The organism is Herbaspirillum sp. Her4, assembly GCF_057961335.1.
Window position 1 is genome coordinate 4,027,877 of the sequence record NZ_CM176330.1, and the last position, 25,842, is coordinate 4,053,718.

Below are 25,842 nucleotides of genomic sequence, written 5' to 3' on the forward strand. Positions count from 1 at the left end.
AGCCATGGCAAGCACCAGCATCCACAATGGTGAAGGTTCCGGTCAACTCCGGCCTCAACCCAGCAATCCTTCCACTCACCACGAACACGGCGCGATCGAACCCGGTGAGATCGCGGTGGGCGTGGTGATCGGACGCGCGTCCGAATACTTCGACTTCTTCGTCTATGCACTGGCTTCAGTGCTGGTGTTCCCGGCGGTCTTCTTTCCCAACGAACCGAAACTGGAAGGCACGCTCTACGCCTTCGTGATCTTTGCCTTCGCCTTCCTGGCCCGCCCCATCGGGACCACGATCTTCATGGCGATTCAAAAGCACTACGGCCGAGAGGTGAAACTGACGCTGGCGTTGTTCATGCTCGGCTTTTCGACTGCGGGCATTGCGTTATTGCCAACTTACGAACACATTGGTGTGTGGGCCATCATCTTGCTCTCGCTCTTGCGTGTCGGTCAAGGGGTGGCGCTGGGCGGTGCGTGGGACGGCCTGCCTTCGCTGCTGGCGATGAACGCCCCGCCGAACAAGCGCGGCTGGTATGCCGCACTGGGCCAATTGGGCGCGCCGCTGGGCTTCGTGATCGCCGCCAGCCTGTTTGCCTACATGCTGGCCACGCTGACCACGGCCGACTTCCTTGACTGGGGCTGGCGTTTCCCCTTCTATGTGGCCTTTGCCATCAACGTGGTGGCCCTGTTCTCGCGCCTGCGCCTGGTGTCGGCGCCGGAATACGCCAAGCTGCTCGATGAACGCGAACTGGAGCCGGCCGGCGTGGTTGAGCTGGCCACCACCCAAGGCCGCAACATCATCATCGGCGCCCTCGCCGCCCTGGCCAGCTATGCGCTGTTCCACCTGGTGACGGTATTCCCGCTGTCGTGGATCAAACTGTATTCGCTGCGTGAAGCCTCGGCTTTCCTGGTGATCCAGATCTGGGGCGGTGTGATCATGGCAGCTGGCATTGTGGTATCGGGCCTGATTGCGGATCGCTTCGGGCGCCGCAATACCCTGGGTTCGATGGCATTGCTGATCGCTATCCTGTCGGCCTTTGTCCCGAGCTTGATGAATGGCGGCGAATCCGGCCAGAACACCTTTATCCTGATCGGCTTTGCGCTCTTGGGCTTGTCTTACGGCCAGGCTGCCGGCGCCGTGACGGCCAACTTCAAGACCCGTTATCGCTACACCGGCGCGGCCCTGACGTCAGACCTGGCCTGGCTGGTCGGTGCCGGTTTCGCACCGCTGGTGGCGCTGGGCTTGTCTGCGCACTTCGGGATGGCTTACGTGAGCTTCTATCTGCTGTCCGGCGCTGTGGGTTCGCTGGCTGCGCTGAGCCTGAACCGTGCGCTGGAAGGGCGTGATGACTGAAACAGCCTGAACTCCACGTCACTGCTTGCCTGATGAAGAAAAAACCCGGAAGGAAACTTCCGGGTTTTTTAATGGGCGAGGCGCATGTGAGTGAACAATCCTGCGAGCCTCAAGCAGGCGCGCCGCCATTGACCACCTCATGCACGAAGCGCAATTTCTGCAGCACCGGCGTAGACAAGGTGAAGGGATAGGAATCCGGCATGCCAATGCTGCGATTGAGGCTGTTGAGCACATAGGTCAGCGCAAACCACTCGCGGGCCAGTTCGTCAAAGGAACCGGCCGCCACCGGCGGCGCCTTGATGACCAGCTTCTGCTCGCCCTCATGGCGCGGCCGCAACTGCACGCCGCAGGCATAGGCAGTCTCCAGCGTATCGAACATATGAAGATAATGGGCCCAGGTCTCCGCCCAGTCTTCCCAGGGGTGGCTGCTGGCGTAGGCACTGACGAAGTTTTCTTCCCAGTCGGGGCGCGGGCCATTCTCGTAATGAGCCTTGAGCGCTTCGCCATAGTCCTGGCGCTCGTCACCGAACATCTCCCGGAACGGTGTGATCCAGTCGGTTGGCGCCACCAGCCGGTCGAAATAGTAATGGCCGCTCTCATGCCGGAAATGCCCCAGCAGCGTGCGATACGGCTCGGCCATCTGCTCGCGCGCCTGTTCGCGGTAGGCGGGATCGGCTTCGGCAATGTTGATGGTGATGACGCCATCGGCATGCCCGGTCAGCACCCGCTCGCCATGCGGAAGGTCTTGCAGGAATTCGAAGGCCAGGCCGGCTTCTTCATCTTCCATCTTCGGTACCGGCTGCAATTGCAAGGTCCAGAGAGAATGCAGCAGGCGCCGCTTGGCCGTCTCCAGGCGGCTCCACAGCACCCGGTTGTTGCCTTCGTCGAGATTGGGAATGACGCGCGTGAGGCGGCAGGAGGCACACAGTTCGTGCGGCTCGCGCTCATCGAGCATCCAGTTGCAGATGTTTTCGCGCCAGTAGTTGACGCACTGCTTGAACACCAGACCCTCATTCTGCGGCTTGACGCTGCGCCAGCGTCCCGGCCCGGCTTCAGGGACGACGGCGTTGGCGTCCGGCGCCGGTGCGGCTGCCGGCTCCAGCGGCGAAAAGCTGGCAATGGCCTGCAATTGTGGCTGATAACCCAGCATCCAGCCGCAATTGCCACATACGGTGTTTTCGAAGAAGACTTGCGCGCTGCAATTGTCGCAGTGAAAGGTTTTCATGGGCTCCCCCGTTGTTTATCGTCATTGCCAACGAAGCATTGTCGTCGGCATCTGGCGTTTGAAGGGGAAAACCGAGATACGTTCCTGCATGCAGGAACGCAAAAAAGTGAAGCCTGGTGCAAGCTACTGCGCCAGGCCGATGCAAGGGTGAGGCCGGCCGTTCAGCCGTTCAGCCGGTCAGCCAATCACGCGCAAGGAAAAATCGGTCGCCTGGATATCCTTGGTGAGGCTGCCAATCGAGATGCGATCCACGCCGGTCTCGGCAATGGCGCGCACGGTCTGCATGTTGATGCCGCCGGACGCTTCAAGCAAGGCGCGCCCCGCATTGACGGCTACGGCCTCGCGCATCATGTCCAGGGAAAAGTTGTCCAGCAGAATCGATTCGGCACCAGCCTGCAGGGCTTCATTGAGCTCGGCAATGCTTTCCACCTCGACCTGGATGGTCACACCTGCGTTGAGCTTCAAGGCGGCAGCCACAGCCGCAGTGATGCCGCCGGCGGCCGCGATGTGGTTTTCCTTGATGAGGATGCCGTCATACAGCGCCAGCCGCTGGTTGGCGCCACCGCCCACGCGCACCGCGTATTTCTGCGCCAGGCGCAGACCGGGCAAGGTCTTGCGGGTATCGAGAATGGCCGCACGCGTACCCTGCACTACTTCCACGTAACGACGGGTAGCGCTGGCCACGCCCGAAAGCAGTTGCAGGAAATTGAGCGCACCGCGCTCGGCGGTCAGCAAGGCACGAGCCGGGCCTTCGATGGTGCAGACCTCGCTGTCGGCGGCCATCAGGTCGCCTTCGGCATAGCTCCAGCTGACCTGCAGGCGCGGGTCGAGCCGGGTCATGACGGCCTCGAACCAGGGTGCACCGCACAGCACGGCAGCTTCGCGCACGATGACGCGGGCCTTCACGAATTCGTTTTCCGGTACCAACAGGCCCGTGTAGTCGCAGTCGCCCACATCCTCGGCGATGGCCTGGTTGACGTTGGCATCGAAAGCCGCATGCAGCGCGGCATCGAAAGGACCGAAGGGATTGCGCAGGTTGCTGGCCGCGATGGTCGAGGCAGTCTTGAGGGCGTGGAGCGTCATGCGGGGCCGATTCCTGCAAACAGTTGCTGTTCGTCTTCAAGGCGCGCCGAGGGGCGGACCTTGGCCTTGCGCTGGGCGGCGAAGTCCAGCATGCGGTCGATGCAGACCACGGCCTTCTGGCCGATGGCCGGGTCGACGTGGATCTCATTGGCGCCGGTTTCCAGCACGTGCAGCAGGTTCTGCAAGCCATTCATGGCCATCCACGGGCAGTGCGCGCAGCTCTTGCAGGTGGCGCTGTTGCCGGCGGTGGGGGCATCGATGAAACGCTTGCCAGGAGCCGCTGCGCGCATCTTGTGCAGGATGCCATTGTCAGTAGCCACGATGAAAGCCGGCGCATCGGACGATTGCACCGCCGCGATCAGCTGCGAGGTCGACCCGATCACATCGGCCTGCGCCACCACCGCTTCGGGCGACTCCGGGTGCACCAGCACCAGCGCGTCCGGATGTTCGGCGCGCATCAGTTCCAGCTCGACACCCTTGAATTCGTCATGCACCAGGCAGGAACCCTGCCACAGCAGCATGTCGGCGCCGGTCTGCTTCTGGATGTAGCTGCCCAGGTGCTTGTCCGGTGCCCACAGGATCTTCTTGCCCTGGGCGTGCAGGTGCTGGACGATCTCAAGACCGATGCCGGAAGTCACCATCCAGTCGGCACGGGCCTTCACGGCCGCACTGGTATTGGCATAGACCACCACGGTGCGGTCCGGATGCTGGTCGCAGAAGGCCGCGAACTCATCGGCCGGGCAACCCAGGTCCAACGAGCAGGTCGCGTCCAGGTCGGGCATGAGGATGCGCTTTTCGGGGCTGAGGATCTTGGCCGTCTCGCCCATGAAACGCACGCCGGCCACGACCAGGGTCCGGGCGACATGGTCACGGCCAAAACGCGCCATCTCCAGCGAATCCGAGACGCAGCCGCCGGTTTCCTCGGCCAGGTCCTGCAGGTCGCCATCGACGTAGTAGTGCGCCACCAGCACCGCCTGCTTTTCCTTGAGCAGCTGGCGGATGCGCGCTTTCAATTGCGCGCGTTCCTCGGTGCTGGGCGTGGCCGGTACCTTGGCCCACGCATTGGCGGTACAACTGCCGCCGGTCTCCATTTGCGGTCGCTCGAATTCGACGACCTTGGTTGCTGTTGCTTGCATGGCGGTCAACAATGCTGTGCTGATGCGGTTGGGGGAATTATTCGATGCCCTGGCTGGCCAGGTAGTCTTCGTAGCCGCCCTGGAAGTCGATCACCTGGCCGTCCTTCACTTCGAGGATACGGGTGGCCAGCGAGGACACGAATTCACGATCGTGCGAGACGAAGATCAGGGTACCCGCGTACTTTTCCAGCGCGATGTTGAGCGACTCGATGGATTCCATATCCATGTGGTTGGTCGGTTCATCCATCAGCAGCACGTTGTGGCGGCCCAGCATGAGCTTGCCGTACATCATGCGGCCCTTTTCGCCACCGGAGAGCACCTTCACCGATTTCTTCACGTCGTCGCCCGAGAACAGCAGACGGCCGAGGATGCCGCGCACGGCCTGGTCATCGTCGCCTTCCTGGGTCCACTTGCCCATCCAGTCGGTCAGGGTCTCGCCGCCGGCGAATTCCTCGGTCGGATCCTGGGGCATATAGCCGACGTTGGCGTTTTCCGCCCATTTCACCTCGCCCGAATCCGGATGCAGGCCGGTCACGTCGCCGCCGATGCTGCGCAGCAGAGTGGTTTTACCCGCGCCGTTGGCACCGATGATGGCGATCTTCTCGCCGGCTTCGACCATGATGCTGAAGTTCTTGAAGATGTCGCGGTCGTAGGTCTTGGTGATGCTTTGGGTTTCCACGGCCAGGCGATGCAGCTTCTTCTCGCCTTCGAAGCGCACGAACGGGTTCACGCGGGAAGACGGCTTGATGTCCTCGACCTTGATCTTGTCGATCTGCTTGGCGCGCGAAGTCGCCTGGCGGGCCTTGGACTTGTTGGCCGAGAAGCGGCGCACGAAGTCCTGCAGTTCGGCCACTTTTTCCTTGGCCTTGGCGTTGACGGCCAACTGCTGCGCTCGCGCCTGCGATGACGCCAGCATGTAGTCGTCATAGTTGCCGGGATAGATCTTCAGCGTGCCGTAATCCATGTCGGCCATGTGGGTACAGACCTGGTTCAGGAAGTGGCGATCGTGGGAAATGATGATCATGGTGGAATTGCGCTCGTTGAGCACTTCTTCCAGCCAGCGGATGGTGTCGATGTCCAGGTTGTTGGTCGGTTCGTCCAGCAGCAGGATGTCCGGGTTGGAGAACAGGGCCTGGGCCAGCAGCACGCGCAGCTTCCAGCCGGGTGCCACATTGCTCATCGGGCCGGTGTGCTGTTCGATGGGCACGCCCACGCCCAGCAGCAGCTCGCCGGCACGCGCTTCGGCGGTGTAGCCGTCGTATTCGGCGAACTTGGCTTCCAGGTCGGCGGCCTTCATGTAGTCGTCGTCAGTGGCATCCGGATTGGCGTAGATCGCATCGCGTTCGGACATGGCCGCCCACATTTCCACGTGGCCCATCATGACCACATCCAGCACGCGCATTTCTTCATACGCGAACTGATCCTGGCGCAGCTTGCCCAGGCGCTCGTTCACGTCCAGGCTGACGTTGCCGCCCGACGGCTCCAGGTCGCCGCCCAGAATCTTCATGAAGGTGGATTTGCCGCAGCCATTGGCGCCGATCAGGCCGTAGCGATTGCCATCGCCGAACTTGACGGAAATGTTCTCGAACAACGGCTTGGCGCCGAACTGCATGGTGATGTTTGCGGTGGATAGCACTGCGAAAACCTTTTCAAAAATGTAACTTGCGTACGCCGGTCAACAACGAAACCACGACGAAACTGCGGCACGCGAAACCCGGCATTTTACCACCGCGAGCCTGCTGCGGCTTGCCTTGCGGGCGGGAGAGCCGGTGAAAAATTGCCAACAACCAATCTTTGTGCGCCTCAGGAGACCACGCACGCTTACAATTGCCCGGAATTTTCGCCCGTCGAGGGCGCTCTGACCCAATTTGCCACTCTGGAAACTGCAAGCATGAAGCGAGTCCTTCTTCCCGCCGCCGTCCTCACCCTGTCCGCTCTGGCCTTGCCGCTGATGCCAGCGCAGGCCGCCGACACCGGTTACAACGTCTGGACCAATGAATACACCGTCTCCAGACAGCAACTGCAGACGGCCATCGCCCCGCAATTCCCGCGCAAGATGCGCTACATGGACATCTTCGACGTGACCTTCAGCAACCCGCGCCTGGGCATGCTGCCGTCCGAAAACCGCATGAATACCGTGGTCGACGCCCAGATTGCCAATCCCCTGCTCCTGCAGCGCCCGGTCAACGCGGTGCTGACCCTGAGCAGCGCATTCAAGTACGATCCGACCACGCGCTCGCTGCGATTGGATGCCCCGAAGGTGGACAAGGTCGACAGCACCGACCTGCCGCCGCAATACGCGCAGCAGCTGACCACCCTGGGCAATGCCGCCGCCGACCAGTTCCTGCGCGACTACACGCTCTATACCTTCAAGCCGGAACAGCTGCAGATGAACGGCAAGACCTTCGAGCCCGGCAAGATCACGGTCGAACAGGACGCGGTCAAGGTGGAAATCAAGGAAAAGTGACGATTCCTTCACTGAGCACGCAAGCAGCCCGCCGGGCCGCGTGCAGTCTCAGCGACGGGCCAGGGTCGGATAATCCGAGAGAGTCAAGGTGAAGCCTTCTGCGCCGCGGGCATCCAGCTCCGCGTGCGCGCCCAGCGGCAGGGTCACCAGATCACGCACATGGCCGAAAGGCAGGCCGGTCACGATGGGGGTGGCGATGCGCTGGCGCAGGAAGGCCAGCATTTCAGTGAAATCGTAGCCGTTGTCGATCTCGGCCAGGCGGTAGGCCGAGAAGTCGCCCAGCAGAATGGCCTTCTGCCTGGCCAGCACGCCAGCCTGCTCCAGTTGCAGGATCATGCGTTCCACCCGGAACGGATGTTCATTCACATCCTCCACGAACAGAATCCCGCCGTCGATCGCGGGAAACTGCGGATGGCCAACCATATGCGCCATCATCGCCAGATTGCCGCCCCACAGCTTGCCCGAACACTGCAGCACCGGACTGAGCGGATCGGTACGGCGGTCTCCATTGGGGGCACGATCTGCACCTGCCAGCCCATCATAGTTGTGGACCACCACCTGCGATGAAGTCAGTGTGCGCCACAAGGTCGCCAGCGCTGCCCAATTGGGCGATTCGGCGCCAAAGTCACCGGAGAGCATCGGCCCCTGGAAACCGGCGTAACCGGATTGCGCCAGCAGGCAGCACTGCAGGGCCGTGAAATCGCTGTAGCCCACCAGCAGCTTGCCACTGGCCGCCAGCGTAGGAATATCCAGCGCGGGCAGGATGCGGCTCATGCCGTAGGAGCCACGCAGCCCCATGATGACGTCAATTTCCGGGTCGGCTGCCGCTTCCATCAGTTGCGCCGCGCGCTGCTCATCGGTGGCACCGAAGCGCTGGTAGCGCCGGGCATGGTCGTAGAAATTGCGCACCCGGCAGCCCAGCGATTCCAGCAAGGCCACGCCGCGCTGCACGCCGGCGGGATCCAGCCCGGCATGGCCACACGGTGCCACAATGGCCACCCCCGTTCCCGGCGGGACCAGTCCTTCCAGCAATTCACGGCCAGCAGTTGCCATCGTCATGTTGGTTCACCTGATGCTTGTGCATCGCCTTGCGCGGCGGCGTCGAGCAGGCGTTGCTGCTTCACTTGTTCGCGTCGCATGGCGAAGAATTCTTTCAGTAACTGGCCACATTCCTCGGCCATCACGCCGCCCAGCAGTTCGGTGTGATGGTTCAGCTTGTCCTGCTCAAACAGGTTCACCACCGAGCCGCACGCACCGGTCTTGGGATCGGCCGCGCCATAGACCACGCGTGCCAGGCGGGCGTGCATCATGGCACCGGAACACATCACGCAGGGCTCCAGCGTGACGTAGAGTTCACATCCGGGCAGGCGATAGTTGCCCAGCTTCTCGGCCGCCCGGCGCAGCGCCATGATCTCCGCATGGGCGGTCGGATCGTGCTTGCCGATGGGCTGGTTGAAGCCGGTGGCGATGACCACGCCATCCTTGACCACCACCGCACCCACCGGCACCTCGCCCAGCGCCCAGGCATTGTTGGCCTGGTCGAGCGCGGCGCGCATGTGGCGCAGGTCGGCCTCGGTGATGGCTTGCGGGAGGACAGCGCCGTCCATCAGTCGGCCGTGATTTCAGCCCAGCAATTGGGCGTTTCGTGCAGCACCAGCTTCTGCAGATGCAGGCCGGTGCCGTAGCGGTCCTTGTAGGCTGCCTTGAGGATGGCGAAGGCTTCGCGGGCCAGGTTTTCGACCGTCGGGATGCTGCCGATGATGACCGTCTTGTGGCCCGGCAGGCTGGCCAGGAAGTCGCGGACCGGCGCGTCCTTTTCATAGACCAGGAAGGCATGGTCCCAGACATCGACCAGGTGCTCCTTGGCCAGGGCCTTGATGTCGGAGAAGTCCATGATCATGCCGTTGTCGGAATTGCCCTCGATGTCGATGACCGCGCCGGTCAGGGTGATTTCCAGCGTATAGCGGTGGCCGTGCAGGTTGCGGCACTGGCTCTTGTGGTCCGGAATGCGGTGGCCGGCGTCGAATTCGAGTTTGCGGGTGATGGTGAGCATGAATGTTTCTTCGAGGATGGCCGCCGCACAAGCCGTGCAGCAGGCCGGGTGAAGCCATTGTAATCACGCGGCGCAGCGCCGCATGAAGAAAAAAGCAAAAAATCGGTCAGGGGATATTGAGCAGCTTGTGGGTCTGGATGCTCAGTTTCCACTTGGGGTTGTTCTTGACCATCTCGATGGCCAGGCGCGTATTGGCGGCCGCCTGCAGGCCATCCATGGGTTGCAGCAGGAAGTGCTGGAAATCCAGCTTTTCATATTCGTCCAGCGGCTGGCCAGGCTGCGGCACCACCACTTTGAGTTCGCTGCCGCGTTTGACCTTCAGTTCCGAGCCCATCTTGGGGCTCACGCAGATCCAGTCCACGCCCTGCGGCACCTCGATGGTGCCATTGGTCTCAATGGCGATCTCAAAGCCGACCGCATGCATGGCCTCGATCAGGGCCGTATCCAGTTGCAGCAGGGGCTCGCCGCCGGTGAAGACGACGTATTTGCTGGCCGTATGGCGGGCCGGCCAGAAGCTGTTGATCTTGTCGGCCAGCTCAGCCGCCGACTTGAACTTGCCGCCGTTCTCGCCATCGGTGCCGACGAAATCGGTATCGCAGAACTGGCAGATGGCGCGGGCGCGGTCTTCCTCGCGGCCGGTCCAGAGGTTGCAGCCCGAAAAACGGCAGAACACCGCCGGACGGCCGGCGTGCGCGCCCTCGCCTTGCAAGGTATAGAAGATTTCTTTGATGCTGTAAGTCACGATATGAAGGCGAAAGGCAGGCGCAAGGCCGCACCGGGATGAATTCACGCGGCGGGCTTCAGCAATTCAGCAAACTTCACTAAGTCACTGATATTGCAGCCCATTTTGTCCGCATCAGGGGCAGTATTATAGCCGCTCCTCGAGGCCGGTTCACCTCATCGATCCTCATCGAGCATGTGGCCGGGCGGCGGCAAGTCCAGCTTCAGGCCCAGGCGGTCGATCAGGCGGCGCGCGTCAAAGGGGGCCTTGACCTTCATATCGTTATCAAAATAACAGTAAATGTCGCGACTGGCCCGCTTGCGCGGCGCGCTCCCCGAGATGCGCGGCCCATCTTCCGGCTGACCGCCGCTGGCCCAGGCCCGGATGCGCTCGGCCCAGGCGTCGATGGCTTCATCGCTGTAACCGCTCTGGTACAGGCGCTTGTCGCCATGCAGGCGCAGGTACATGAAATCAGCCGTCACGTCCTCCTGATAGGGCCATTTCTTGGGCGCATCCGCGACGACCAGCGCGACCTTGTATTTGCGCAGCAGCTTGATGAAGGATTCATCCACGAAGCTGTCATGACGAATTTCCATGGCATGGCGCAGCTTGCGCTTGCGGTCGACATCCAGCGCCACCCTGCCCTCCATGCGCGGCTCATGGCCACGCGCCAGCCGCTGCGCCGCCTCGGTATCGTGCGGCAGCAGGCTAAGGAAGTGTTCCAGTGGCTCCGGGTCGTAGCGAAAGCTGGGCGGGAATTGCCACAGGAAGGGGCCGAGCTTTTCTTTCAGGTTCAGTACGCCGGAGGCGAAGACATTGGCCAGAGCGCCATCAATATCCTGCAGCCGGCGCGTGTGCGTGATGAAGCGATTGCCCTTGTGGCTGAAAAGGAAGCCGGGCGGCGTTGCTTCATACCAGCGCTGGTAGCTTTCCGGGCGCTGCAGGGCGTAGAAGGAACCGTTGAGTTCGATGCTAGGCAGTACCCGCGAGGCGTAGTGCAGTTCGTCGTCCTGACGCAGCCCCTCGGGATAGAAACTGCCGCGCCACGGCGCATAGCGCCAGCCGGAAATGCCGATCCAGATCTTGCCCATGATGCTCTCCTCGTTCAGATTCTCCTGTCCCGATGTGACCCAAGGCATCCCGCTTGGTGCCAGCCAGCGCGACTGTAGCGGGCCTGCTGCTGTTACACTGCTGGCCTCGCCGTTGACCGCTGCCTGCCCACTTCTTCATCATGTCCGCCACCCCTGCCATCACCCAGTTCCGCCTGAATTCCCCTGCGCCCGAATACGACCACCCACGCGAAGACCGCCGCCTGGAGGGCAATCCGCTGCGCACCACGTGGAATCACTTCACCAATGCCAGCGGAGAAATGAACGCCGGCATCTGGGCCTGCGAAAAAGGCAGCTGGCGCATCGCCTTCGCCCCCAACAAAGATGAATATTTCTGCGTCCTCGAAGGCCGCTGCCGCGTCATCGACGAACAGGGCCATGCGGCCGAAGCGGGTCCGGGCGATGCGATGGTGATTCCGGCGGGATTCAAGGGCGTCTTTGAAGTGCTGGAGCCGGTGCGCAAGCATTACGTCATCGTCGAACGCGCCGCTGGCTGAACAACCACCTGCCCGCGCCATGTCCGCCTCGCCAGCCGCTCCCGACCAGATCATGGGCGCCGCCCTGCAGCACTACAATGCCGGACGTGCCGCAGAAGCCGAACAAGTCTGCCACGCCTTGCTGGCGCTGGTGCCGCAGCATCCGGCGGCCCATCAGCTGCTGGCCATGCTGGCGCTGGACCGGCAGGCGCTGGCGCAGGCGCGGCAACATATCCTGCTGAGCCTGGCACCGCGGCCGGAGCATGTGCCCTCGTTACTCATGGCCGGCCGGATAGCGCTGGCCGAAGGCGATCCCGCCACGGCCGTCCAGTATTTCGACGCAGCGGCACGACATCAGCCTGGACTGAGCCAGGCGCATTTCCACCTCGGCACCAGTTTGTCGGCAGTGGGGCGGCATGCGGAGGCCGTAGCGGCTTTGCGCCAGGCCGTCGCGCTGGCGCCGCAAGCCATGGAAGCCGTCCTCAACCTGGGGAGCGCCCTGCGCGAACTGGGCGCGCTGCCCGCCGCCCGTGAGGCCTTTGAACAAGCGTGCCGGCTGCGTCCCGAGGTAGCCGAGACCTGGTTCAACCTCGGTCTGACGCTGCAGGATATGAAGGAAGGTGCCGCCGCCGTCGACGCCTTTGCCCGCGCGCTGCAACTGCGTCCCGGCTATGCCGATGCCGCGCTCAACCTGGGTGTGGCCCTGCAAGAGATACATCGCATGGACGATGCCCTGCAGGCCTTCCGCACGGCGCTGCGGCTGCAGCCGCAGTGGTTCGGCCGCATCGCCCACGCCCTCACGGCAGGCAGCAGCGGCCGGCTTTGGCTGCACTTGCGTGACCTGGAAGCGGCCCTGCGTGGATGATTGACCTATGCACTGTCTGCAACAGACAACGCGCCGTTGTCGATGAGCTTCAATCTTGCTACTATCGGGGTCAAGGAGATGGCATTCCTCCTTCAACCGCCACCAACGTCCTGTTGGGGCTGATGATGCCTACAGTGACCTGGCAATCCGGGGCTGTAGGCGTTCGCCTTTCTGCTTCGCGCGCGCTGCACCCGGTGTGCCAGGATGTTCATTCAGCACTCTGGTCACATGAAAAATCATAAACTCCCCGAACAGCTGCACCTGCTGCCTTACATCATCAAATGGTGTCTGATCGCCAGCCTGATCGCCGCCCTTGCCGGATCGGCATCGGCCTTCTTCCTCTTCGCGCTGGACTACGCCACGCACTGGCGTGAAACCCATCCGTGGATCATCTGGTTGCTGCCGCTGGGCGGTTTTGCGGTCGGCTGGCTGTACCTGAAGACCGGCAAGCCGGTGGAAGCCGGCAACAACCTGCTGATCGATGAAATCCACGATCCGAAAAAGGTGATCCCGCTGCGGATGGCGCCGCTGGTGTTGTTCGGCACCGTGATGTCGCACCTGTTCGGTGCTTCCGTGGGCCGTGAAGGCACGGCCGTGCAGATGGGCGGCGCGCTGGCCGATCAGCTGACCACGGTGCTGCGTCTGCGCACGGAAGACCGGCGCATTCTCCTGATGGCCGGCATCAGCGCCGGGTTTGCGTCGGTCTTCGGCACGCCGATGGCCGGTGCATTGTTCGGACTGGAAGTGCTGGCCATCGGCCGCATGCGCTATGACGCCATCCTGCCCTGCTTCGTGGCGGCCATTGCGGCCGATCAGGTCGGGCTGGCCTGGGGCGTGCATCACACCCACTACCACATGGGCGGCGTGGTACCGGTCGCGCTGTGGAGCGTGGCGGCGGTGATCGCGGCCGGTGTGGTCTTCGGGCTGGTCGGCATGGTGTTTGCCAACAGCACGCACCGGCTATCGGCCTTCATGAAGCGTCACGTCAGCTATGCGCCGCTGCGACCGTTCATCGGCGGCGCCATCGTTGCGGTGGCGGTGTGGGCGCTGGGTACGCAACGCTACATCGGCCTCGGCATCCCGGTGATCGTGGAAGCCTTCCAGCAACCGCTGGCCCCTTGGGATTTCCTGGGCAAGATGGTCTTCACGGTGACCTCGCTGGGCACCGGTTTCAAGGGCGGCGAAGTCACACCGCTCTTCTATATCGGCGCGACAGTGGGCAATGCGCTGGCCCCCCTGCTGCATCTGCCATTTTCGATGCTGGCCGGGATCGGCTTCGTGGCGGTCTTTGCGGGCGCGGCCAATACGCCGATTGCCTCCACCATCATGGCCGTCGAATTGTTCGGGCCGGAGATCGGTCCGTTTGCGGCGCTGGCTTGCGTGGTGGCCTATCTGTTCTCCGGACATACCGGCATCTATCATGCGCAACGCGTGGGACAGGGGAAGTATCTGTCGCTGCCGGAAGGCTTGAAGATCGGCGAGATTGGCGCCTACAGGGCGCGGCGCCAGGCGGAGCGGGAGCAGGAGAGTATCGGCGAGAAGTGATGTGAGGCCGGGCCGGTACCCTGTCTCGTGCAGCGGGAGGCGGACAGCATAACTGTACAGTGCGCTGTATCGGGACTGTAATGGTCATTTCCTCCATCTGTACTGCTGATCGAGCCAGAGGTGTCCGCAGAAGTGTCAGCACTCATTGTGAGTGACCATATGCAGTTGCAAACTTCATCTGCGTGCTGACGGATTAAAAACATTCACCGGCACCCCGCCACCGAACGCGCGATAATCCCCGAACTCAACCAGCCCCGACGGCCCCTCAAAGCCGCACCGCCTGCAGCCCAGCTGCCAAGGAGACCGCATGACAGCCGCACCCGCCTTCGCCCGCACCGTCCGCCACCCCGGCCCGCCCGACCCGCAGCGCATCGTTACCCTGTCCGGTCCGGCGATGCATCTCGATTTCACCCTCGAAGCCGGCATGAACCTGCGTGACGCCATCAGCATTCCGCTGGCACGCGCGGGCCTGGATGGCGGTACCGTGCGCTTCGCCAACCTCCCTGTCTCCCCCCTTCACTTCCTCATGCCTGCACTGGCGGTGGATGACCAGCACGCCGCTTTCTACAGCGCGCCACAGGCGATGGAAGAAGGAACGGTGATCGAATACGCCTGCGCCACCGCCGGACGCAAGGACGGCGAGCCTTTCGTGCACTGTCACGCCATCTGGCGCGGCCGCGATGGCCAGCGCCAGGGTGGTCACCTGATGATGGAAAAAACCGTGGTCGGCGCCAGTACGCCCGCGCAAGCCTGGGGTCTGCACGACGCCACCATGGCGACTCGCTACGATCCCGAGACCAATTTCACCCTGTTCTACCCTACCCGGCTGAGCGACCAGCCCCTCTCAGCGAGTGGAAAACGCTTGGTACTGGCACGCATCCGCCCCGACCAGGATCTCACCATCGCCGTCGAACAGGCCTGCGCGGAGCAGGGCATGCGCAATGCCGTCGTGCGCGGCAGCGTGGGCAGCATCATCGGGGCGGAATTTGAAGACGGACGCGTGCTGGAAGACCGTGCCACTGAAATCCTGATCCGCTCGGGCGAAGTGCGTGATGGAGTCGGCCGCCTGGACATCGGCCTCATCAATCCCCAAGGTCAGGTCTGTGAAGGCGTGCTCAAGCGCGGCAGTAATCCCGTGCTGATCTGTTTCGAACTGGTGCTGGAAGAGAAGTGATTCGAGCCAGCTTGTGCTGCGCCAGCCACTCCCGCAGATCTGCCACGTCCGCCCTCCGGACGCATCGCTGCGAACTGCTCCGCCGTGAGAAGCTGCGTGTCCGGGTCGGCCAGAGCAGCCTTTGTGAGGGCGGCGTTTTCGCGGCGGCCGGGCAGAATCGTTCCTTGCTTGAGTTTCGGCATATCGCTCGGTTTGAAACGGATTGGATCATGAACGGACGATCATTGTAGCCACGTCAAATCACCCAGGACAGTAGTAACGCCGGAAATGAAAACGGCTCGCAAACAAGCGAGCCGATCAAGAATCATGCTGCAGGATCATGAGTTCTCTTTAGCTATCTTATCGACTCAAACACCCACCAGCTTCTTGAACGTCGGCAACACCGCCTCCCCCTTGAAGGGCTTGACGATCCAACCCTTGATACCGGCCGCCTTGCCACGTTCCTTCATGATGGGCGAATTCTCGGTAGTGAGCATGATGATGTTCACAGTGGCATTGCCCAGTTCGCTGCGGATCTTCTCGGCCATGGTCAGGCCATCCATGTTGGGCATGTTCACGTCGGACACCACCAGCTTGATGGCCGGATCGCTCTTGAGCTTGGCCAGGCCATCGCGGCCATCCACGGCCAGGGCCACGTCCAGGCCATTTTTCTTGAGGAAGTCACCGACTTCGGCGCGCACGGTGCTCGAATCGTCCACTACCAGGATTTGTGCCATCTTGAATTCTCTCTTTGCTTGATTTGCGTAATTGCTTGAGGGGAAGGTAAACCAATGCCGGTGTGCTGCCCCGGCCTCAGAACAGTTCCAGCTCGCCAGATTCGAACAGCTCTTCCACCGAGGTCTGGTTCTCGGTGAAATCCTCCGGCGACCACGACAGGTTGAAGATGAAGCGCTGCAGCAGCACCAGCGGTGCGCCGTCGTCACGACGCAGCAGGTACTTGAAGCACAGCTGCGCATCCTCCGAACCGAAGGAAATGTAGCGATGCTGGTGATTGATGATGATCGGCACCTGGCTCAGTTGATGAATGGGCTGGCTCTGGTTGATGAAGCGGTTCTTGAACCAGCCCCAGATCAGGTTGGTCAGTTCGCCCAGCGCATTGTTGAGATGGCGGAAATCGCCCGATTCGTCCGGTGCCAGCGCCTGCAGCGTCTTCTGTTCCGCCTGCAGCATCATGTAGCCACGGCACCAGCTGCTCTCCAGCGGAATGAGCGTGAACACTTCCCCGAAGATGATGCGGTCGCGCACCAGGTAAGGCTGCTCGATCTCGACCTGCATGCCGGGGAACTGGCTCTCCAGCACCATGCGGCTGATCTCGGCAATGCCGCGCACCAGTGCATTGGGGTATTGCTGGCTGAAAATCGACGAGGCCACCGCCGGTGCCAGCGCATCGATGTGCTCGATGCGATAGACGGCGCTGAAAAGTTCGCTATCGCGTTCGGACAATTCGACATCAGCAGCTTCCCGGCGGCGGCGCAGGAAGATCGGCAATTCCGGACGCACCTCGCGGATGCGGCGCGCCAGGCCCCGCCCGCCCTCGCCCAGTCCGGCCAGGCTTTCCGAGAGCATGATGCCGCCCAGGTCGACGTTGCTGCGCAAGACCGCCATCACATGTTCTTCATGCGCCTTCAGCCCGACCAGGTTGTGGCGCTCGCAAAAGGATTTGATGGTGTCGTAGCAGTCGGCGTCGCGGTCCAGGACCAGCATCTTGCTGGTGATGGCGTTGTCAAGGCTGGCAGTGGCTTCCATGGTGATGAGATCCCCCCGAATCGTTGGATGGTCAGAACAGTTCCAGCTCGCCCGTGGTATCGGCCTCTTCGCCCGGTGCCACGGCAAAGTCCAGCCGGTCGTAAGTGGAAAGAGCCAGTGAAACGTGCAGGCGCGGCGCGTCCGCCATGTCGATGGCGAAATGCCGCACGTGCGCGCAGTTGAGTTTTTGCAGGTAGGCCACGCACTGCGTATCGATCACGTTGGGCGTGGACATGCCCAGGTGCGGGAAGAAGCGCCCCAGTTCGCGGTTGAAAATGCCACAGCAAAGATTGCCGCATTCGGCAATCGCATCCATCAAGGCCTGCTCGCCCATCTCCCCTGCAGACACCCGCGTCAGGCGCGCAAAGTGGCCGCGCGTGGCGGCGTCCGGCGTGAAGTGGAACATCACCATCAGGCGGAACAGATAAGACGAGATGGTCAGCACCACCATCTTCTTCCCGGTGAGGGCGGCGATGTCTTCCACCACCGAGATCTCCGCACTGGCGTCCGACGGCACCAGGCTGCTGCGCAGCGCCTGCTGCAGGAGGGTATCGAAACCGTCGCGCGCGCTGGCGCTGATGCGCTCGTCGGCCACGACCTCGGCTACCGCCTGCAGCTCGTCCATGTCGTTGGCGCTCATGCCGCTTCGGCCAGGGCTTGCCGGGTCTTCTTGTTGATCAGGTCGAGGCCGATGACGGCGCCCATGATCATCTTGCCGCCGGCCTGCAGGTCCTGGAAGGTGGTGGTGGTGATCAGGTCGTTCTGGTACAGGTTGGCGCGATAGCTCTTGGAAAGCTTCTCGGCCCGCTGCGCCAGATCGCGCACTTCCTGCGCCACCACAGCAAAGCCACGGCCATGCACACCGGCACGCGCAGCTTCGATGGACGCATTCAGGGCCACGATGATGACCTGATTCACGATCAGCGCGAACTCGTCGTTCTTGCGATGCATCTCGCGGTTGTGCGCGATCAGCTCGTTCATGTCGTCATGCCAGCGCTCGAAGGTGCGCACCAGTCCCAGCAGCTTGCTGATGGTGTCCTGCGACTCGTCGCAACTCTGGCGCACGCGCGACACGTGATCGGACTGCTCGCTGGACAGGCGCGCCAGCATGGCCTCGCTCTCGCGGCGCATCTCGGCCATATGCTGCTGCGCGGCCAGCCGATCCTGTTCCAGCTGTTGCTGGTGCGCGCTCCATTGCTGCTGTTGCTCGGCGAGTGCGGCCTGTGCCTGGTCACGCACGCGTTCCAGCTGACCGGCATCGATCAGCTGGCGCGCGCGACGCTTCTGGCGCAGCCACAGCGCGGCCATCGGCAGGCCGGCCAGGGCAGCGCCCAGCGCCACCAGAAGAAGTGATTGAAACATGGCGTGCTATTCCTGCTGTCTTGATGAGATTGCGTGATCGCGCCAGGTGAATCAGGCGACCTGTGCATCGCCGCCCGGCGGCAGCACCGCCGGTGCAGCGATTTCCTGTCCCGCCACCGGATACGGCACGTCGATGCCATCGACTTCCACCGCCACGTTTTCCGGCAGCATCACGATGATCTGGAAGGCACGGAAGGCAGCGCCCTCTTCGCTATCCATGAAGCGGATCTCGATCTTGCCGTGTTCACGGGTGACGAAATCCAGCACCGCATCCATGCCCACGCCGCGTCCCGATACCTCGGTCACTTCGCTGCGTGTGGAGAAGCCCGGCTGCAGGATCAGGCGCGCGATCTCGGCATCGGTGAGTACCTGGTCCACGCTGATGAGCTGCTTCTCGATAGCGATCTGGCGCACCTTGTGCAGCGCCAGGCCACGGCCATCGTCGGACAGGGCCATCTGGAACATGTCTTCCATCACGCCCATTTCCAGCTTGATGGTACCGGCTTCGGGCTTGCCTTTGGCCAGTCGCTCTTCGCCCGATTCCAGACCGTGATCCATCGCATTGCGGATCAGGTGCATGAATACGTTCTGCAGCAGCGGCGAAGCAAAACTGTGGACCACGTAGCCGTTGTCGTCGATCTGCACCACCGGGGCCGACTTGCCGAGGTCGCTGGCCAGCGCCGGCAGCGAATCGATGACCGGGGCCAGTACTTCCTCGATGGTCTCGGTGCCCAGCAGGCGCAGGGTACGGCGCACGTCGTTGCGCACGGCCACCAGCTCGTGCAGGTTGGCGGTATTGACGTTCTCCAGACGCAGCAGGCTTTCCTGGATGTGCTTGCGGTCGATGGTCAGGACATGGCGTTGGTAGCCCGGCAGCACCTGGTCGCCGCCGGCACTGGCGCTGGCACCGCGGCCCAGCGTGACGTCGTTGATGCGAGCGTAGCGGTCGATGATCTCGCGTACCTGGGCCAGTTGCAGCAGCAGCTCTTCCTGGTTCCAGACGGCACCGCTGTCCTGATGGCGCAGGTCGTCATAATGCTGCTCGGTGTGGTGGACCACGTTGGCCAGGTGCAGCAGGCCATAGGTACGGCCGTTGCCCTTGATGGTGTGCATGTTGCGGAACAGCTTGGCGATGGCGAAGGCCGTGGCTTGCGGGTTCTGGTGCACGATCTGCTCGTTCTCGTCCAGGAAGCGGCGGGCGCTGACGATGAATTCGGCGAACTTGGCCGGGGCCACGGCGAGGATTTCGCCGATCATTTCCAGTTCGCGCTTCTGCTCGTTGGCTTCGGCAGCCAGGTGGCGCAGCTCGGTCACATCGCGCACGCACAGCATCAGGCGGATCACCATGTCCTGCTCATCGGTGATGGGCGACCACGAGAGATCGAGAATCTTCACGCTACCATCGGCCATGGTCTTTTCGATTTCGCCGACCATCAGGTGTTCGTTGAAGCTGAAGTTCATCACGTCTTCGCCGATGCAGGCGCCGCCGATGACTTCGATCTGCGACAGCGTGTCGGCGCCGAGATTGGTGTTGGAGAAGACCAGTTCCATCAGGTCGCGGCCGGCGATGTCGGTGGTATCGAACACCGTTTCCAGGAAGGCCGAATACTCCGGATGCACCTTGTTGCCATCGACGATGGTGAGAATGCCCTGCGGAATGTTCTGCAACATGGCCTGCATGTCGGCAGTTTTCTGGCGCACCTGGGCCGAAGCTTCCTCGATCTTCTCGACCATGCCGTTGAAAGCGACGATGGAATGGCCCACTTCGTCCATGCGCTGCACCGGCAGGCGGCGGGTGAAGTCCTGGCTGGTGGCGATCTCGCCCATCATGGCCGCCATGCGGCTGATCGGACCGGTGATCTGGCGATACAGCAGGAAGCCCAGGCCACCCAGCAGCAATACTGCCACCACGGTGACAATGCTGATGGTGGTAGTGGTCTGCGCCAGCTTGCCGTTCAGCGAGGCAATTGCGTTGTCCTTGAAGCGGTTCTTCTCGATGCGCAGGGTGTTGACGATGCCTTCCAGCTCGGTCTGGTACTGCATCACGCCGCCGAAGAACTGCGCTTGCGCGATCTCGTTCTTGCCGGCCAGCTTGAACTTGGCGGTGGTATCGATGGCACCGAAGTAGTTGTCCAGGCTTTCCTTGGCCTGCTCGATCAGCCCGCGCTGCGCTACGCCCTCAGCCTGCTGCGCCTGCAGGGCCAGTGCCTTTTCCAGCACGGCCTTCTTCTCGGCCAGCTTGTCGTTTTCCTGCGCGACCAGTTGATTGTCGGTCTCGTTGACCATCACCATGGCGGCCAACTGCACATCCTTCAACTGCCCCATGAGATCGGCCGAGGCCAGCACGCTGGGCATCACGCCCTCGGTCACCGAACGCACCTCCACGGCGCTGCTGCGGGATTGCATCATCGCGTAGCCGCCGATACCGGCGATCGCGACAAAGGTAAGTATCACCAATAGCGTGATACGCATGCGGATGGTCATGGAATTCCCCTTGAGGTGGCGGTGAACCGGCGCGGGTTTGGTCATTTGCTTCAGCTTCTTCCCTGGAAACTGAACGAATGAACAGCCGGTCTGGATGCGGGGCGCATTGTTGCACTGAAGTATTACTGCTCCATGACAACAAAAAATTACACTTTTGCGTTTATCGGAGACTCGCATTTGCCCTCCCGAGGGCGATCTGCGACAGCATCTTCCTACATCAGCTTGGGGAGCTGTCCGATGGGCTGCCGCCGAGGAAGGGCCTAATGTGAAGCTTTTGGCGGCTTGGCCCCATGCGCCCTGCTGTCCTCACGCTTACCCATTTGCTTTGCCAGTTGAACAGGAGCCTCCCATGCCCAGCCTCAATCCCTCCCAATTGCAACGTTTCAAGGACAAGGTCGTCATCGTTACCGGGGCTGCCTCCGGTATCGGCGAAGCGACTGCGCGCCGCTTTTCGGACGAAGGCGCGAAGGTATTGCTGGCCGACCGCAATGCTGCCGCACTGACCAAGGTCTTCGATTCCCTGCCGGCCGAGCGCAGCGCCGCGCGCGAAACCGATGTGTCGCACCATGAAGACGTGCGCCAGATGGTGGCATTCGCCATCGAACGCTTTGGCCGCATCGACGTCCTGGTCAGCGACGCCGGCATCTTCGCCGAAGGCGACATCACCCAGGTCAGCCCGGAAGACTGGCACCACGTCCAGGCCACCAATGTCAACGGCGTGTTCTACGGGGCGCGCGAAGCCATGCCCCATCTGGAGAAGACGCGCGGCTGCATCGTCAACGTGGCCTCGGTCTCGGGACTGGGCGCCGACTGGAATCTGGCGGCCTACAACACCTCCAAGGGTGCCGTCGTCAACCTCACCCGCGCCATGGCCTTGGATTTCGGCCGCAAAGGCATACGCGTGAACGCCGTCTGCCCCAGCCTTACCTTCACCGGCATGACCGCCGATGTGGCGGAGGACCAGGAACAGCTGGCCAAGTTCGCCGAACGCATTCCGCTCGGACGCGGTGCGGACCCGGTGGAGATTGCTTCCGTGATCGCCTTCCTGGCCAGCCCTGATGCCGGCTTCGTGACCGGTGTGAACCTGCCGGTCGACGGTGGCGTCACCGCCTCCAACGGCCAGCCGCCGCAATGAACCACAAGTGATTGAAAGTGAAGAGGAGCCCATCGTGAGCGACAAGATTCCCCTGCCCGAAGAAACCACGGAATCCACCGAGACCGGCATGGATCAGCGCAAGCCCAAGCCTCTGCCGCACCAGGCGGTGCAAGAGCGCAGCAACGGCGCGACGGATCCGTCCCGGCAATCGACCGACACGGATGAACATCCGATGTCTGTTGGCAAGCCCTGATCCCATTCATACCACAACGATCACAAAACTCACGTGTCGCCGGAGGCCATGATGTCGTCCACCCCTGTCCAGGAATTCCCCGCAGCGGGGCTGCTGCAGCCCGGCCGCAATTGCTGGCGGGTGGAACATGCGCAGCGTTTCAAGCTGCTCATCGACGCCGCCGATTATTTCCGCGCCTTGCGCATGGCCCTGCTCAACGCCCGGCGCAGCGTCTTCATTCTCGGCTGGGATATCGACAGCCGTACCGTCCTGGTACCCGATATCAATGACACCGACGATGGCTTGCCGCCGCAGCTGGGTGACCTGCTGCATGCGCTGGTCGAGCGCCAGCCCGATCTGCACATCCGCGTGCTGAACTGGGACTACGCCATGCTCTACGCGCTGGAACGTGAATGGATGATTGCCCGCAAGCCGGGCCGTGCGCGTAACAAGCGGCTGCATTTCCGTACCGATGCGCGCCATCCGGTCGGCGCTTCGCATCATCAGAAGATCGTGGTGATCGATGACAAGCTGGCGTTCGTGGGCGGCCTTGACCTGACCCGCTGCCGCTGGGATACGCCGGAACATCTCCCAGAGAACCCGCTGCGGCGCGATCCCGACGACAAGCCTTACGCCCCTTTCCATGACGTGCAGGCCATGGTCGACGGCGATGTCGCCCGTGCCTTGGGCGAACTGGCGCGTCGGCGCTGGAGCCTGGCCGGCTATGCCGAACGCCGTACCGCGTTGATGCAAGCCACCAGCTTGCCTGCCGATGATCCATGGCCACAGGGATTCGAGCCCGATCTGTGCGATCTGCGGGTTGGCATCTCGCGCACCGAACCTGCCTACGAAGATCGTCCAGGGGTGTTTGAAGTGCGCGAACTCTATCTTGATGCCATCGCCGGTGCGCAGCATCACCTGTTCTTCGAAAACCAGTACTTCACCTCGAACGTGCTGTCCGAAGCGATTGGCGCGCGCCTGCGCGAACCGCAAGGCCCCGAAGTGGCCGTCATATCTCCGCAGACCCAGAGCGGCTGGCTGGAGCAGGCCACCATGGGCGCGCTGCGCGCCCGCATCCATCACCGTCTCAAAAGCGCCCTGGAAAACCAGGGCGAGCAGGCCGCTACGCGCTACCAGATGTATTGCCCGCATCTGCCCGGCCTGGAGGATGGCTGCTGCCTGAACGTCCACAGCAAGGTATTCAGCATGGATGACCGGCTGTTCTCGGTCGGCTCGGCCAACATGAGCAATCGCTCCATGGCCTTCGACACCGAATGCAACCTGACCATCGAATTGCAGGGCGATGCCGCCAAGCAGGACGAAATCCGCGCGGCCATCGCGCTCATGCGCAACCGCCTGCTGGCCGAGCATCTGGACGTCGCAGCTGCCGATGTGCAAGCTGCCCTTCAGCAGGACCAGAGCCTGCATGGCGCCATCGCCCGCTTGCGCAAGGCAGAACGGCGCGAACTGCGCCCCATGGATCCGCGCCTCATCCCGGAGCTGGATGCCTTGACCCAGGACAATGCCGTCTTCGATCCGGAACGCCCCATCAGCCCCGATGAAATCGTCGATGCCTATGTGCCGCACAGTGCCAGAAAGCCGGTCCCGCGCCGCATGATCGGCCTGGGCGTGCTGGCCGTGGCACTGGTGGTCTTTGCATTGGCCTGGCGCTTCACACCGCTGCGCGAATGGATCAATCTGAGCTCGCTGATTGCGCTGGCGCGCAGCGTCGACCAGATGCCCTTCACGCCGGCCATCGTGATTGCGGCCTTCGTGGTGGCGGGCATGCTGATGGTACCCATCACGGTGTTGATCGCGGTCGCGGGGGTAGTGTTCGGGCCGGTGAATGGCGGCCTGTATGCCACGGCGGGCGTGAGCTTGAGCGCCCTGCTCGGCTTCGGCCTGGGCCATTGGCTGGGGCATGACGCGCTGCGCGACATGCTGGGTCCGCGCATCAACAACCTGAGCCGACGCTTTGCCCAGCGCGGCATCGCTGCCATGGCCGTGGTGCGGCTGCTGCCGATTGCGCCCTTCACGGTCGTCAACGTGGTGGCGGGTGCGTCGCACCTTGGATTGCGCGATTACCTGCTGGGCACCTTGATCGGCATGGCCCCCGGTATCGCGCTGACGGTGGTGTTCTCGCACAACCTGGCCGAAGCCATCCGCCATCCCAGTTTGCAGACCGTGCTGATTCTGGTCGGCGTGACCGCGGCGCTGATGTTGATGGCGTTTGGCTTGCAGAAGCTGCTCAAGCCGCGCGTCGGGAAAAAATCGAAATCGTCCGCACCGTCCACCCGCAAGAGCCCTGCGCCGCACACTCCGGGCGATGAGGACATGGCGCGCGTCAGCGCCGAGCATGGCGTGGAGGCGAGGCAGGCCTGATGCGCTCCGGTAGCCTGTCCCAGCGTGCCGCCGGGCACCAGCCGGCGTCGACGGCGGAGGCGCGTTCCGATAAGGAACTCGTCCTCACCGGCGATGTGCCTTTGCGCGACCTCGACCCATGGCCGCTCACCGTGGCGACGTACAACATCCATGGGGCGATCGGCACCGATGGCGTATTCTCCCCGCAGCGCATTGTCCAGGTGCTCAAGGAAATCAATGCGGATGTGGTGGCCCTGCAGGAAGTGCCCCTGGGCGGCTCCTCGCAGCCGGATGTGCTGTCCTTGCTAAGGAAAGAGACTGGATTTTTCGCGGTCGAGGGACCGACCATGGAGAGTGCCGAACGCCGTTATGGCAATGCCGTCCTGAGCCGCTACCCCATTCTGGCCAAACAGAGCATCGACTTGTCCTTCGGCAGCCGCGAACCGCGCGGCGCACTGGATGCGGATATCGATTGCCACGGCCACATGCTGCGCGTGATCGCCACCCATCTGGGACTCAAGCCCGCTGAGCGGCGTGCCCAGATCAAACGGCTGCTGCAGGCCTTCGATACCGACCAGGCGCCGGTGATCCTCATGGGAGACGTCAATGAATGGTTCATGTGGGGGCGTGCCCTGCGCTGGCTGGTTTCCCACTTCGAGGCCGCACCCGCGCCGCGCACGTTCCCATCACGCTGGCCGCTGTTTGCGCTGGACCGCATCTGGATCAGCCCGCGTCAACGCCTGCTGCAGGTGCAGGTCCACCGCACCGCCCTGTCACGCGTGGCCTCTGACCATTTGCCGCTGGTGGCCCATATCGATGGCTGACCAGCTGATGACGCGCAGGATCAGCCTGCGCTGCGCTTGCCGCTCCACAGCTTGACTGCCAACGCGATCCAGATCAGCAGGAACAGCATGTTGCCCGGCAGCCAGATCATCTGCGTCCATACATAATCACGTACCCACATCGAGACTGCCTCACGGCAATCGCAGACGTGATCGGCATAGAACAACTCGCCGCCGCTGCGCGCGGCGACGAACTGCAGCCAGAGAAATCCCAGCAAAAACGGAATGCCGACGAAGCCGGTGAGACACCAGCGCCGCATCTTGCGATAGCGGCGGCAGAATTCCTGGCCATCGCCGGAAGCATCACCGCCCCGGCATGACTGCATTGCGTTGCTGTGCATATTTCCCCCTTGCACTGGCATATGTTGCATGTGTGGTCTGCCCCTGGGTTGCCCACGCGCCGTCGTGACGACGCCCAAATGCGCGGCGGCAACCATGCGCCAGTCTCCCGTGAGGGATGCTGGCAATGTCTGTTCGGATCAACGTCGTCTGGAATTGCCCCGGCCTGCACCGGTGC

At 62.7% G+C, this 25,842-nt stretch carries 25 protein-coding genes and 1 riboswitch; of the genes, 10 read left to right on the top strand and 15 right to left on the bottom strand.

Annotated features, from left to right (window positions below):
* The first annotated feature begins 4 nt into the window (after window positions 1-4).
* Window positions 5-1,348: an MFS transporter gene (locus tag ACWFUC_RS18270; protein ID WP_489622928.1), complete on the top strand. Its 1,344-nt coding sequence runs from the start codon at window positions 5-7 to the stop codon at window positions 1,346-1,348.
* Between the two features lie 109 nt (window positions 1,349-1,457).
* Here ACWFUC_RS18270 and ACWFUC_RS18275 read toward each other — a convergent pair whose 3' ends face one another.
* The 4 genes from ACWFUC_RS18275 to ACWFUC_RS18290 form a co-directional block, all read right to left on the bottom strand.
* Window positions 1,458-2,573, bottom strand: a complete 1,116-nt coding sequence (locus ACWFUC_RS18275) for a zinc-binding metallopeptidase family protein (RefSeq protein WP_209581929.1) — start codon at window positions 2,571-2,573, stop codon at window positions 1,458-1,460.
* 177 nt (window positions 2,574-2,750) lie between these two features.
* The gene (gene nadC / locus ACWFUC_RS18280; protein ID WP_121045571.1) at window positions 2,751-3,656 is read right to left on the bottom strand and encodes a carboxylating nicotinate-nucleotide diphosphorylase; all 906 of its coding nucleotides are present in this window, start codon (window positions 3,654-3,656) and stop codon (window positions 2,751-2,753) included.
* Entirely contained in the window at window positions 3,653-4,792 is a 1,140-nt protein-coding gene (gene nadA / locus ACWFUC_RS18285; protein WP_489622929.1) for a quinolinate synthase NadA, read from the bottom strand. Before nadA ends, nadC begins: the two co-directional genes overlap by 4 nt.
* A gap of 37 nt (window positions 4,793-4,829) precedes the next feature.
* Entirely contained in the window at window positions 4,830-6,428 is a 1,599-nt protein-coding gene (locus ACWFUC_RS18290) for an ABC-F family ATPase (RefSeq protein WP_134136421.1), read from the bottom strand.
* Between the two features lie 255 nt (window positions 6,429-6,683).
* Between ACWFUC_RS18290 and ACWFUC_RS18295 the strand changes: the two genes are divergently transcribed.
* Window positions 6,684-7,259, top strand: coding sequence for a DUF1439 domain-containing protein (locus tag ACWFUC_RS18295; protein WP_489622930.1), 576 nt, complete (start codon window positions 6,684-6,686; stop codon window positions 7,257-7,259).
* A gap of 48 nt (window positions 7,260-7,307) precedes the next feature.
* Here the strand turns inward: ACWFUC_RS18295 and ldcA are convergent, their stop codons facing one another.
* The 5 genes from ldcA to ACWFUC_RS18320 form a co-directional block, all read right to left on the bottom strand.
* Window positions 7,308-8,312, bottom strand: coding sequence for a muramoyltetrapeptide carboxypeptidase (gene ldcA / locus ACWFUC_RS18300; RefSeq protein ID WP_489625563.1), 1,005 nt, complete (start codon window positions 8,310-8,312; stop codon window positions 7,308-7,310).
* 2 nt (window positions 8,313-8,314) lie between these two features.
* Complete coding sequence (tadA, locus tag ACWFUC_RS18305; RefSeq protein WP_034332337.1) at window positions 8,315-8,866, bottom strand: tRNA adenosine(34) deaminase TadA; 552 nt, start codon at window positions 8,864-8,866, stop codon at window positions 8,315-8,317.
* A complete protein-coding gene (queD, locus tag ACWFUC_RS18310; RefSeq protein WP_034332336.1) occupies window positions 8,866-9,312 on the bottom strand; it encodes a 6-carboxytetrahydropterin synthase QueD in 447 nt (148 codons plus the stop codon). Before queD ends, tadA begins: the two co-directional genes overlap by 1 nt.
* Window positions 9,313-9,418: 106 nt before the next feature.
* Window positions 9,419-10,054: a 7-carboxy-7-deazaguanine synthase gene (gene queE / locus ACWFUC_RS18315; protein ID WP_489622931.1), complete on the bottom strand. Its 636-nt coding sequence runs from the start codon at window positions 10,052-10,054 to the stop codon at window positions 9,419-9,421.
* 155 nt (window positions 10,055-10,209) lie between these two features.
* Window positions 10,210-11,124, bottom strand: a complete 915-nt coding sequence (locus ACWFUC_RS18320) for a DUF72 domain-containing protein (RefSeq protein ID WP_489622932.1) — start codon at window positions 11,122-11,124, stop codon at window positions 10,210-10,212.
* Between the two features lie 140 nt (window positions 11,125-11,264).
* Here ACWFUC_RS18320 and ACWFUC_RS18325 point away from each other — a divergent pair, with 140 nt between their 5' ends.
* From ACWFUC_RS18325 to ACWFUC_RS18340, 4 genes are all read left to right on the top strand, one after another.
* Entirely contained in the window at window positions 11,265-11,639 is a 375-nt protein-coding gene (locus ACWFUC_RS18325; protein ID WP_134222486.1) for a cupin domain-containing protein, read from the top strand.
* 19 nt (window positions 11,640-11,658) lie between these two features.
* A complete protein-coding gene (locus ACWFUC_RS18330; RefSeq protein WP_489622933.1) occupies window positions 11,659-12,483 on the top strand; it encodes a tetratricopeptide repeat protein in 825 nt (274 codons plus the stop codon).
* Between the two features lie 65 nt (window positions 12,484-12,548).
* Window positions 12,549-12,622: riboswitch (Fluoride riboswitch) on the top strand.
* A gap of 89 nt (window positions 12,623-12,711) precedes the next feature.
* Window positions 12,712-14,028, top strand: a complete 1,317-nt coding sequence (locus tag ACWFUC_RS18335; RefSeq protein ID WP_489622934.1) for a voltage-gated chloride channel family protein — start codon at window positions 12,712-12,714, stop codon at window positions 14,026-14,028.
* Between the two features lie 307 nt (window positions 14,029-14,335).
* The gene (locus ACWFUC_RS18340; protein WP_489622935.1) at window positions 14,336-15,202 is read left to right on the top strand and encodes a PCC domain-containing protein; all 867 of its coding nucleotides are present in this window, start codon (window positions 14,336-14,338) and stop codon (window positions 15,200-15,202) included.
* 347 nt (window positions 15,203-15,549) lie between these two features.
* On the opposite strand, the gene ACWFUC_RS18345 is transcribed toward ACWFUC_RS18340, so the two are convergent.
* The 5 genes from ACWFUC_RS18345 to ACWFUC_RS18365 all read right to left on the bottom strand — a co-directional run bounded on the left by ACWFUC_RS18345 (window position 15,550) and on the right by ACWFUC_RS18365 (window position 20,794).
* Window positions 15,550-15,918, bottom strand: a complete 369-nt coding sequence (locus ACWFUC_RS18345; RefSeq protein ID WP_039787057.1) for a response regulator — start codon at window positions 15,916-15,918, stop codon at window positions 15,550-15,552.
* Window positions 15,919-15,994: 76 nt separating this feature from the next.
* Window positions 15,995-16,948, bottom strand: coding sequence for a chemotaxis protein CheX (locus tag ACWFUC_RS18350; RefSeq protein WP_489622936.1), 954 nt, complete (start codon window positions 16,946-16,948; stop codon window positions 15,995-15,997).
* Window positions 16,949-16,979: 31 nt separating this feature from the next.
* The gene (locus tag ACWFUC_RS18355) at window positions 16,980-17,588 is read right to left on the bottom strand and encodes a hypothetical protein (RefSeq protein ID WP_489622937.1); all 609 of its coding nucleotides are present in this window, start codon (window positions 17,586-17,588) and stop codon (window positions 16,980-16,982) included.
* Complete coding sequence (locus ACWFUC_RS18360; protein WP_039787064.1) at window positions 17,585-18,310, bottom strand: methyl-accepting chemotaxis protein; 726 nt, start codon at window positions 18,308-18,310, stop codon at window positions 17,585-17,587. Before ACWFUC_RS18360 ends, ACWFUC_RS18355 begins: the two co-directional genes overlap by 4 nt.
* Window positions 18,311-18,361: 51 nt before the next feature.
* On the bottom strand, window positions 18,362-20,794 hold the full coding sequence (locus ACWFUC_RS18365; RefSeq protein WP_489622938.1) for an ATP-binding protein: 2,433 nt from the start codon (window positions 20,792-20,794) through the stop codon (window positions 18,362-18,364).
* A gap of 349 nt (window positions 20,795-21,143) precedes the next feature.
* Between ACWFUC_RS18365 and budC the strand changes: the two genes are divergently transcribed.
* Genes budC through ACWFUC_RS18385 form a run of 4 tightly spaced genes read left to right on the top strand, consistent with a single transcriptional unit; the run spans window position 21,144 to window position 25,307 of the window.
* Window positions 21,144-21,929 (top strand): meso-2,3-butanediol dehydrogenase, encoded by a 786-nt coding sequence (gene budC / locus ACWFUC_RS18370; RefSeq protein ID WP_489622939.1) that lies wholly within the window; start codon window positions 21,144-21,146, stop codon window positions 21,927-21,929.
* A gap of 34 nt (window positions 21,930-21,963) precedes the next feature.
* Complete coding sequence (locus ACWFUC_RS18375; protein WP_134222494.1) at window positions 21,964-22,143, top strand: hypothetical protein; 180 nt, start codon at window positions 21,964-21,966, stop codon at window positions 22,141-22,143.
* A gap of 51 nt (window positions 22,144-22,194) precedes the next feature.
* A complete protein-coding gene (locus tag ACWFUC_RS18380) occupies window positions 22,195-24,504 on the top strand; it encodes a VTT domain-containing protein (RefSeq protein ID WP_489622940.1) in 2,310 nt (769 codons plus the stop codon).
* Entirely contained in the window at window positions 24,504-25,307 is an 804-nt protein-coding gene (locus ACWFUC_RS18385; protein WP_489622941.1) for an endonuclease/exonuclease/phosphatase family protein, read from the top strand. Before ACWFUC_RS18380 ends, ACWFUC_RS18385 begins: the two co-directional genes overlap by 1 nt.
* A 20-nt stretch (window positions 25,308-25,327) precedes the next feature.
* Here the strand turns inward: ACWFUC_RS18385 and ACWFUC_RS18390 are convergent, their stop codons facing one another.
* Window positions 25,328-25,762: a hypothetical protein gene (locus tag ACWFUC_RS18390; RefSeq protein ID WP_227022714.1), complete on the bottom strand. Its 435-nt coding sequence runs from the start codon at window positions 25,760-25,762 to the stop codon at window positions 25,328-25,330.
* Window positions 25,763-25,842: the final 80 nt, after the last annotated feature.

Bases quoted from the DNA above. Each gene is read 5' to 3' on its own strand.
- ACWFUC_RS18270 (WP_489622928.1), top strand. From the start codon at position 5: ATGGCAAGCACCAGCATCCACAATGGTGAAGGTTCCGGTCAACTCCGG.
- ACWFUC_RS18275 (WP_209581929.1), bottom strand. From the start codon at position 2,573: ATGAAAACCTTTCACTGCGACAATTGCAGCGCGCAAGTCTTCTTCGAA.
- nadC (WP_121045571.1), bottom strand. From the start codon at position 3,656: ATGACGCTCCACGCCCTCAAGACTGCCTCGACCATCGCGGCCAGCAAC.
- nadA (WP_489622929.1), bottom strand. From the start codon at position 4,792: ATGCAAGCAACAGCAACCAAGGTCGTCGAATTCGAGCGACCGCAAATG.
- ACWFUC_RS18295 (WP_489622930.1), top strand. From the start codon at position 6,684: ATGAAGCGAGTCCTTCTTCCCGCCGCCGTCCTCACCCTGTCCGCTCTG.
- ldcA (WP_489625563.1), bottom strand. From the start codon at position 8,312: ATGGCAACTGCTGGCCGTGAATTGCTGGAAGGACTGGTCCCGCCGGGA.
- tadA (WP_034332337.1), bottom strand. From the start codon at position 8,866: ATGGACGGCGCTGTCCTCCCGCAAGCCATCACCGAGGCCGACCTGCGC.
- queD (WP_034332336.1), bottom strand. From the start codon at position 9,312: ATGCTCACCATCACCCGCAAACTCGAATTCGACGCCGGCCACCGCATT.
- ACWFUC_RS18320 (WP_489622932.1), bottom strand. From the start codon at position 11,124: ATGGGCAAGATCTGGATCGGCATTTCCGGCTGGCGCTATGCGCCGTGG.
- ACWFUC_RS18325 (WP_134222486.1), top strand. From the start codon at position 11,265: ATGTCCGCCACCCCTGCCATCACCCAGTTCCGCCTGAATTCCCCTGCG.
- ACWFUC_RS18330 (WP_489622933.1), top strand. From the start codon at position 11,659: ATGTCCGCCTCGCCAGCCGCTCCCGACCAGATCATGGGCGCCGCCCTG.
- ACWFUC_RS18335 (WP_489622934.1), top strand. From the start codon at position 12,712: ATGAAAAATCATAAACTCCCCGAACAGCTGCACCTGCTGCCTTACATC.
- ACWFUC_RS18340 (WP_489622935.1), top strand. From the start codon at position 14,336: ATGACAGCCGCACCCGCCTTCGCCCGCACCGTCCGCCACCCCGGCCCG.
- ACWFUC_RS18345 (WP_039787057.1), bottom strand. From the start codon at position 15,918: ATGGCACAAATCCTGGTAGTGGACGATTCGAGCACCGTGCGCGCCGAA.
- ACWFUC_RS18350 (WP_489622936.1), bottom strand. From the start codon at position 16,948: ATGGAAGCCACTGCCAGCCTTGACAACGCCATCACCAGCAAGATGCTG.
- ACWFUC_RS18355 (WP_489622937.1), bottom strand. From the start codon at position 17,588: ATGAGCGCCAACGACATGGACGAGCTGCAGGCGGTAGCCGAGGTCGTG.
- ACWFUC_RS18360 (WP_039787064.1), bottom strand. From the start codon at position 18,310: ATGTTTCAATCACTTCTTCTGGTGGCGCTGGGCGCTGCCCTGGCCGGC.
- ACWFUC_RS18365 (WP_489622938.1), bottom strand. From the start codon at position 20,794: ATGACCATCCGCATGCGTATCACGCTATTGGTGATACTTACCTTTGTC.
- budC (WP_489622939.1), top strand. From the start codon at position 21,144: ATGCCCAGCCTCAATCCCTCCCAATTGCAACGTTTCAAGGACAAGGTC.
- ACWFUC_RS18380 (WP_489622940.1), top strand. From the start codon at position 22,195: ATGTCGTCCACCCCTGTCCAGGAATTCCCCGCAGCGGGGCTGCTGCAG.
- ACWFUC_RS18385 (WP_489622941.1), top strand. From the start codon at position 24,504: ATGCGCTCCGGTAGCCTGTCCCAGCGTGCCGCCGGGCACCAGCCGGCG.
- ACWFUC_RS18390 (WP_227022714.1), bottom strand. From the start codon at position 25,762: ATGGTTGCCGCCGCGCATTTGGGCGTCGTCACGACGGCGCGTGGGCAA.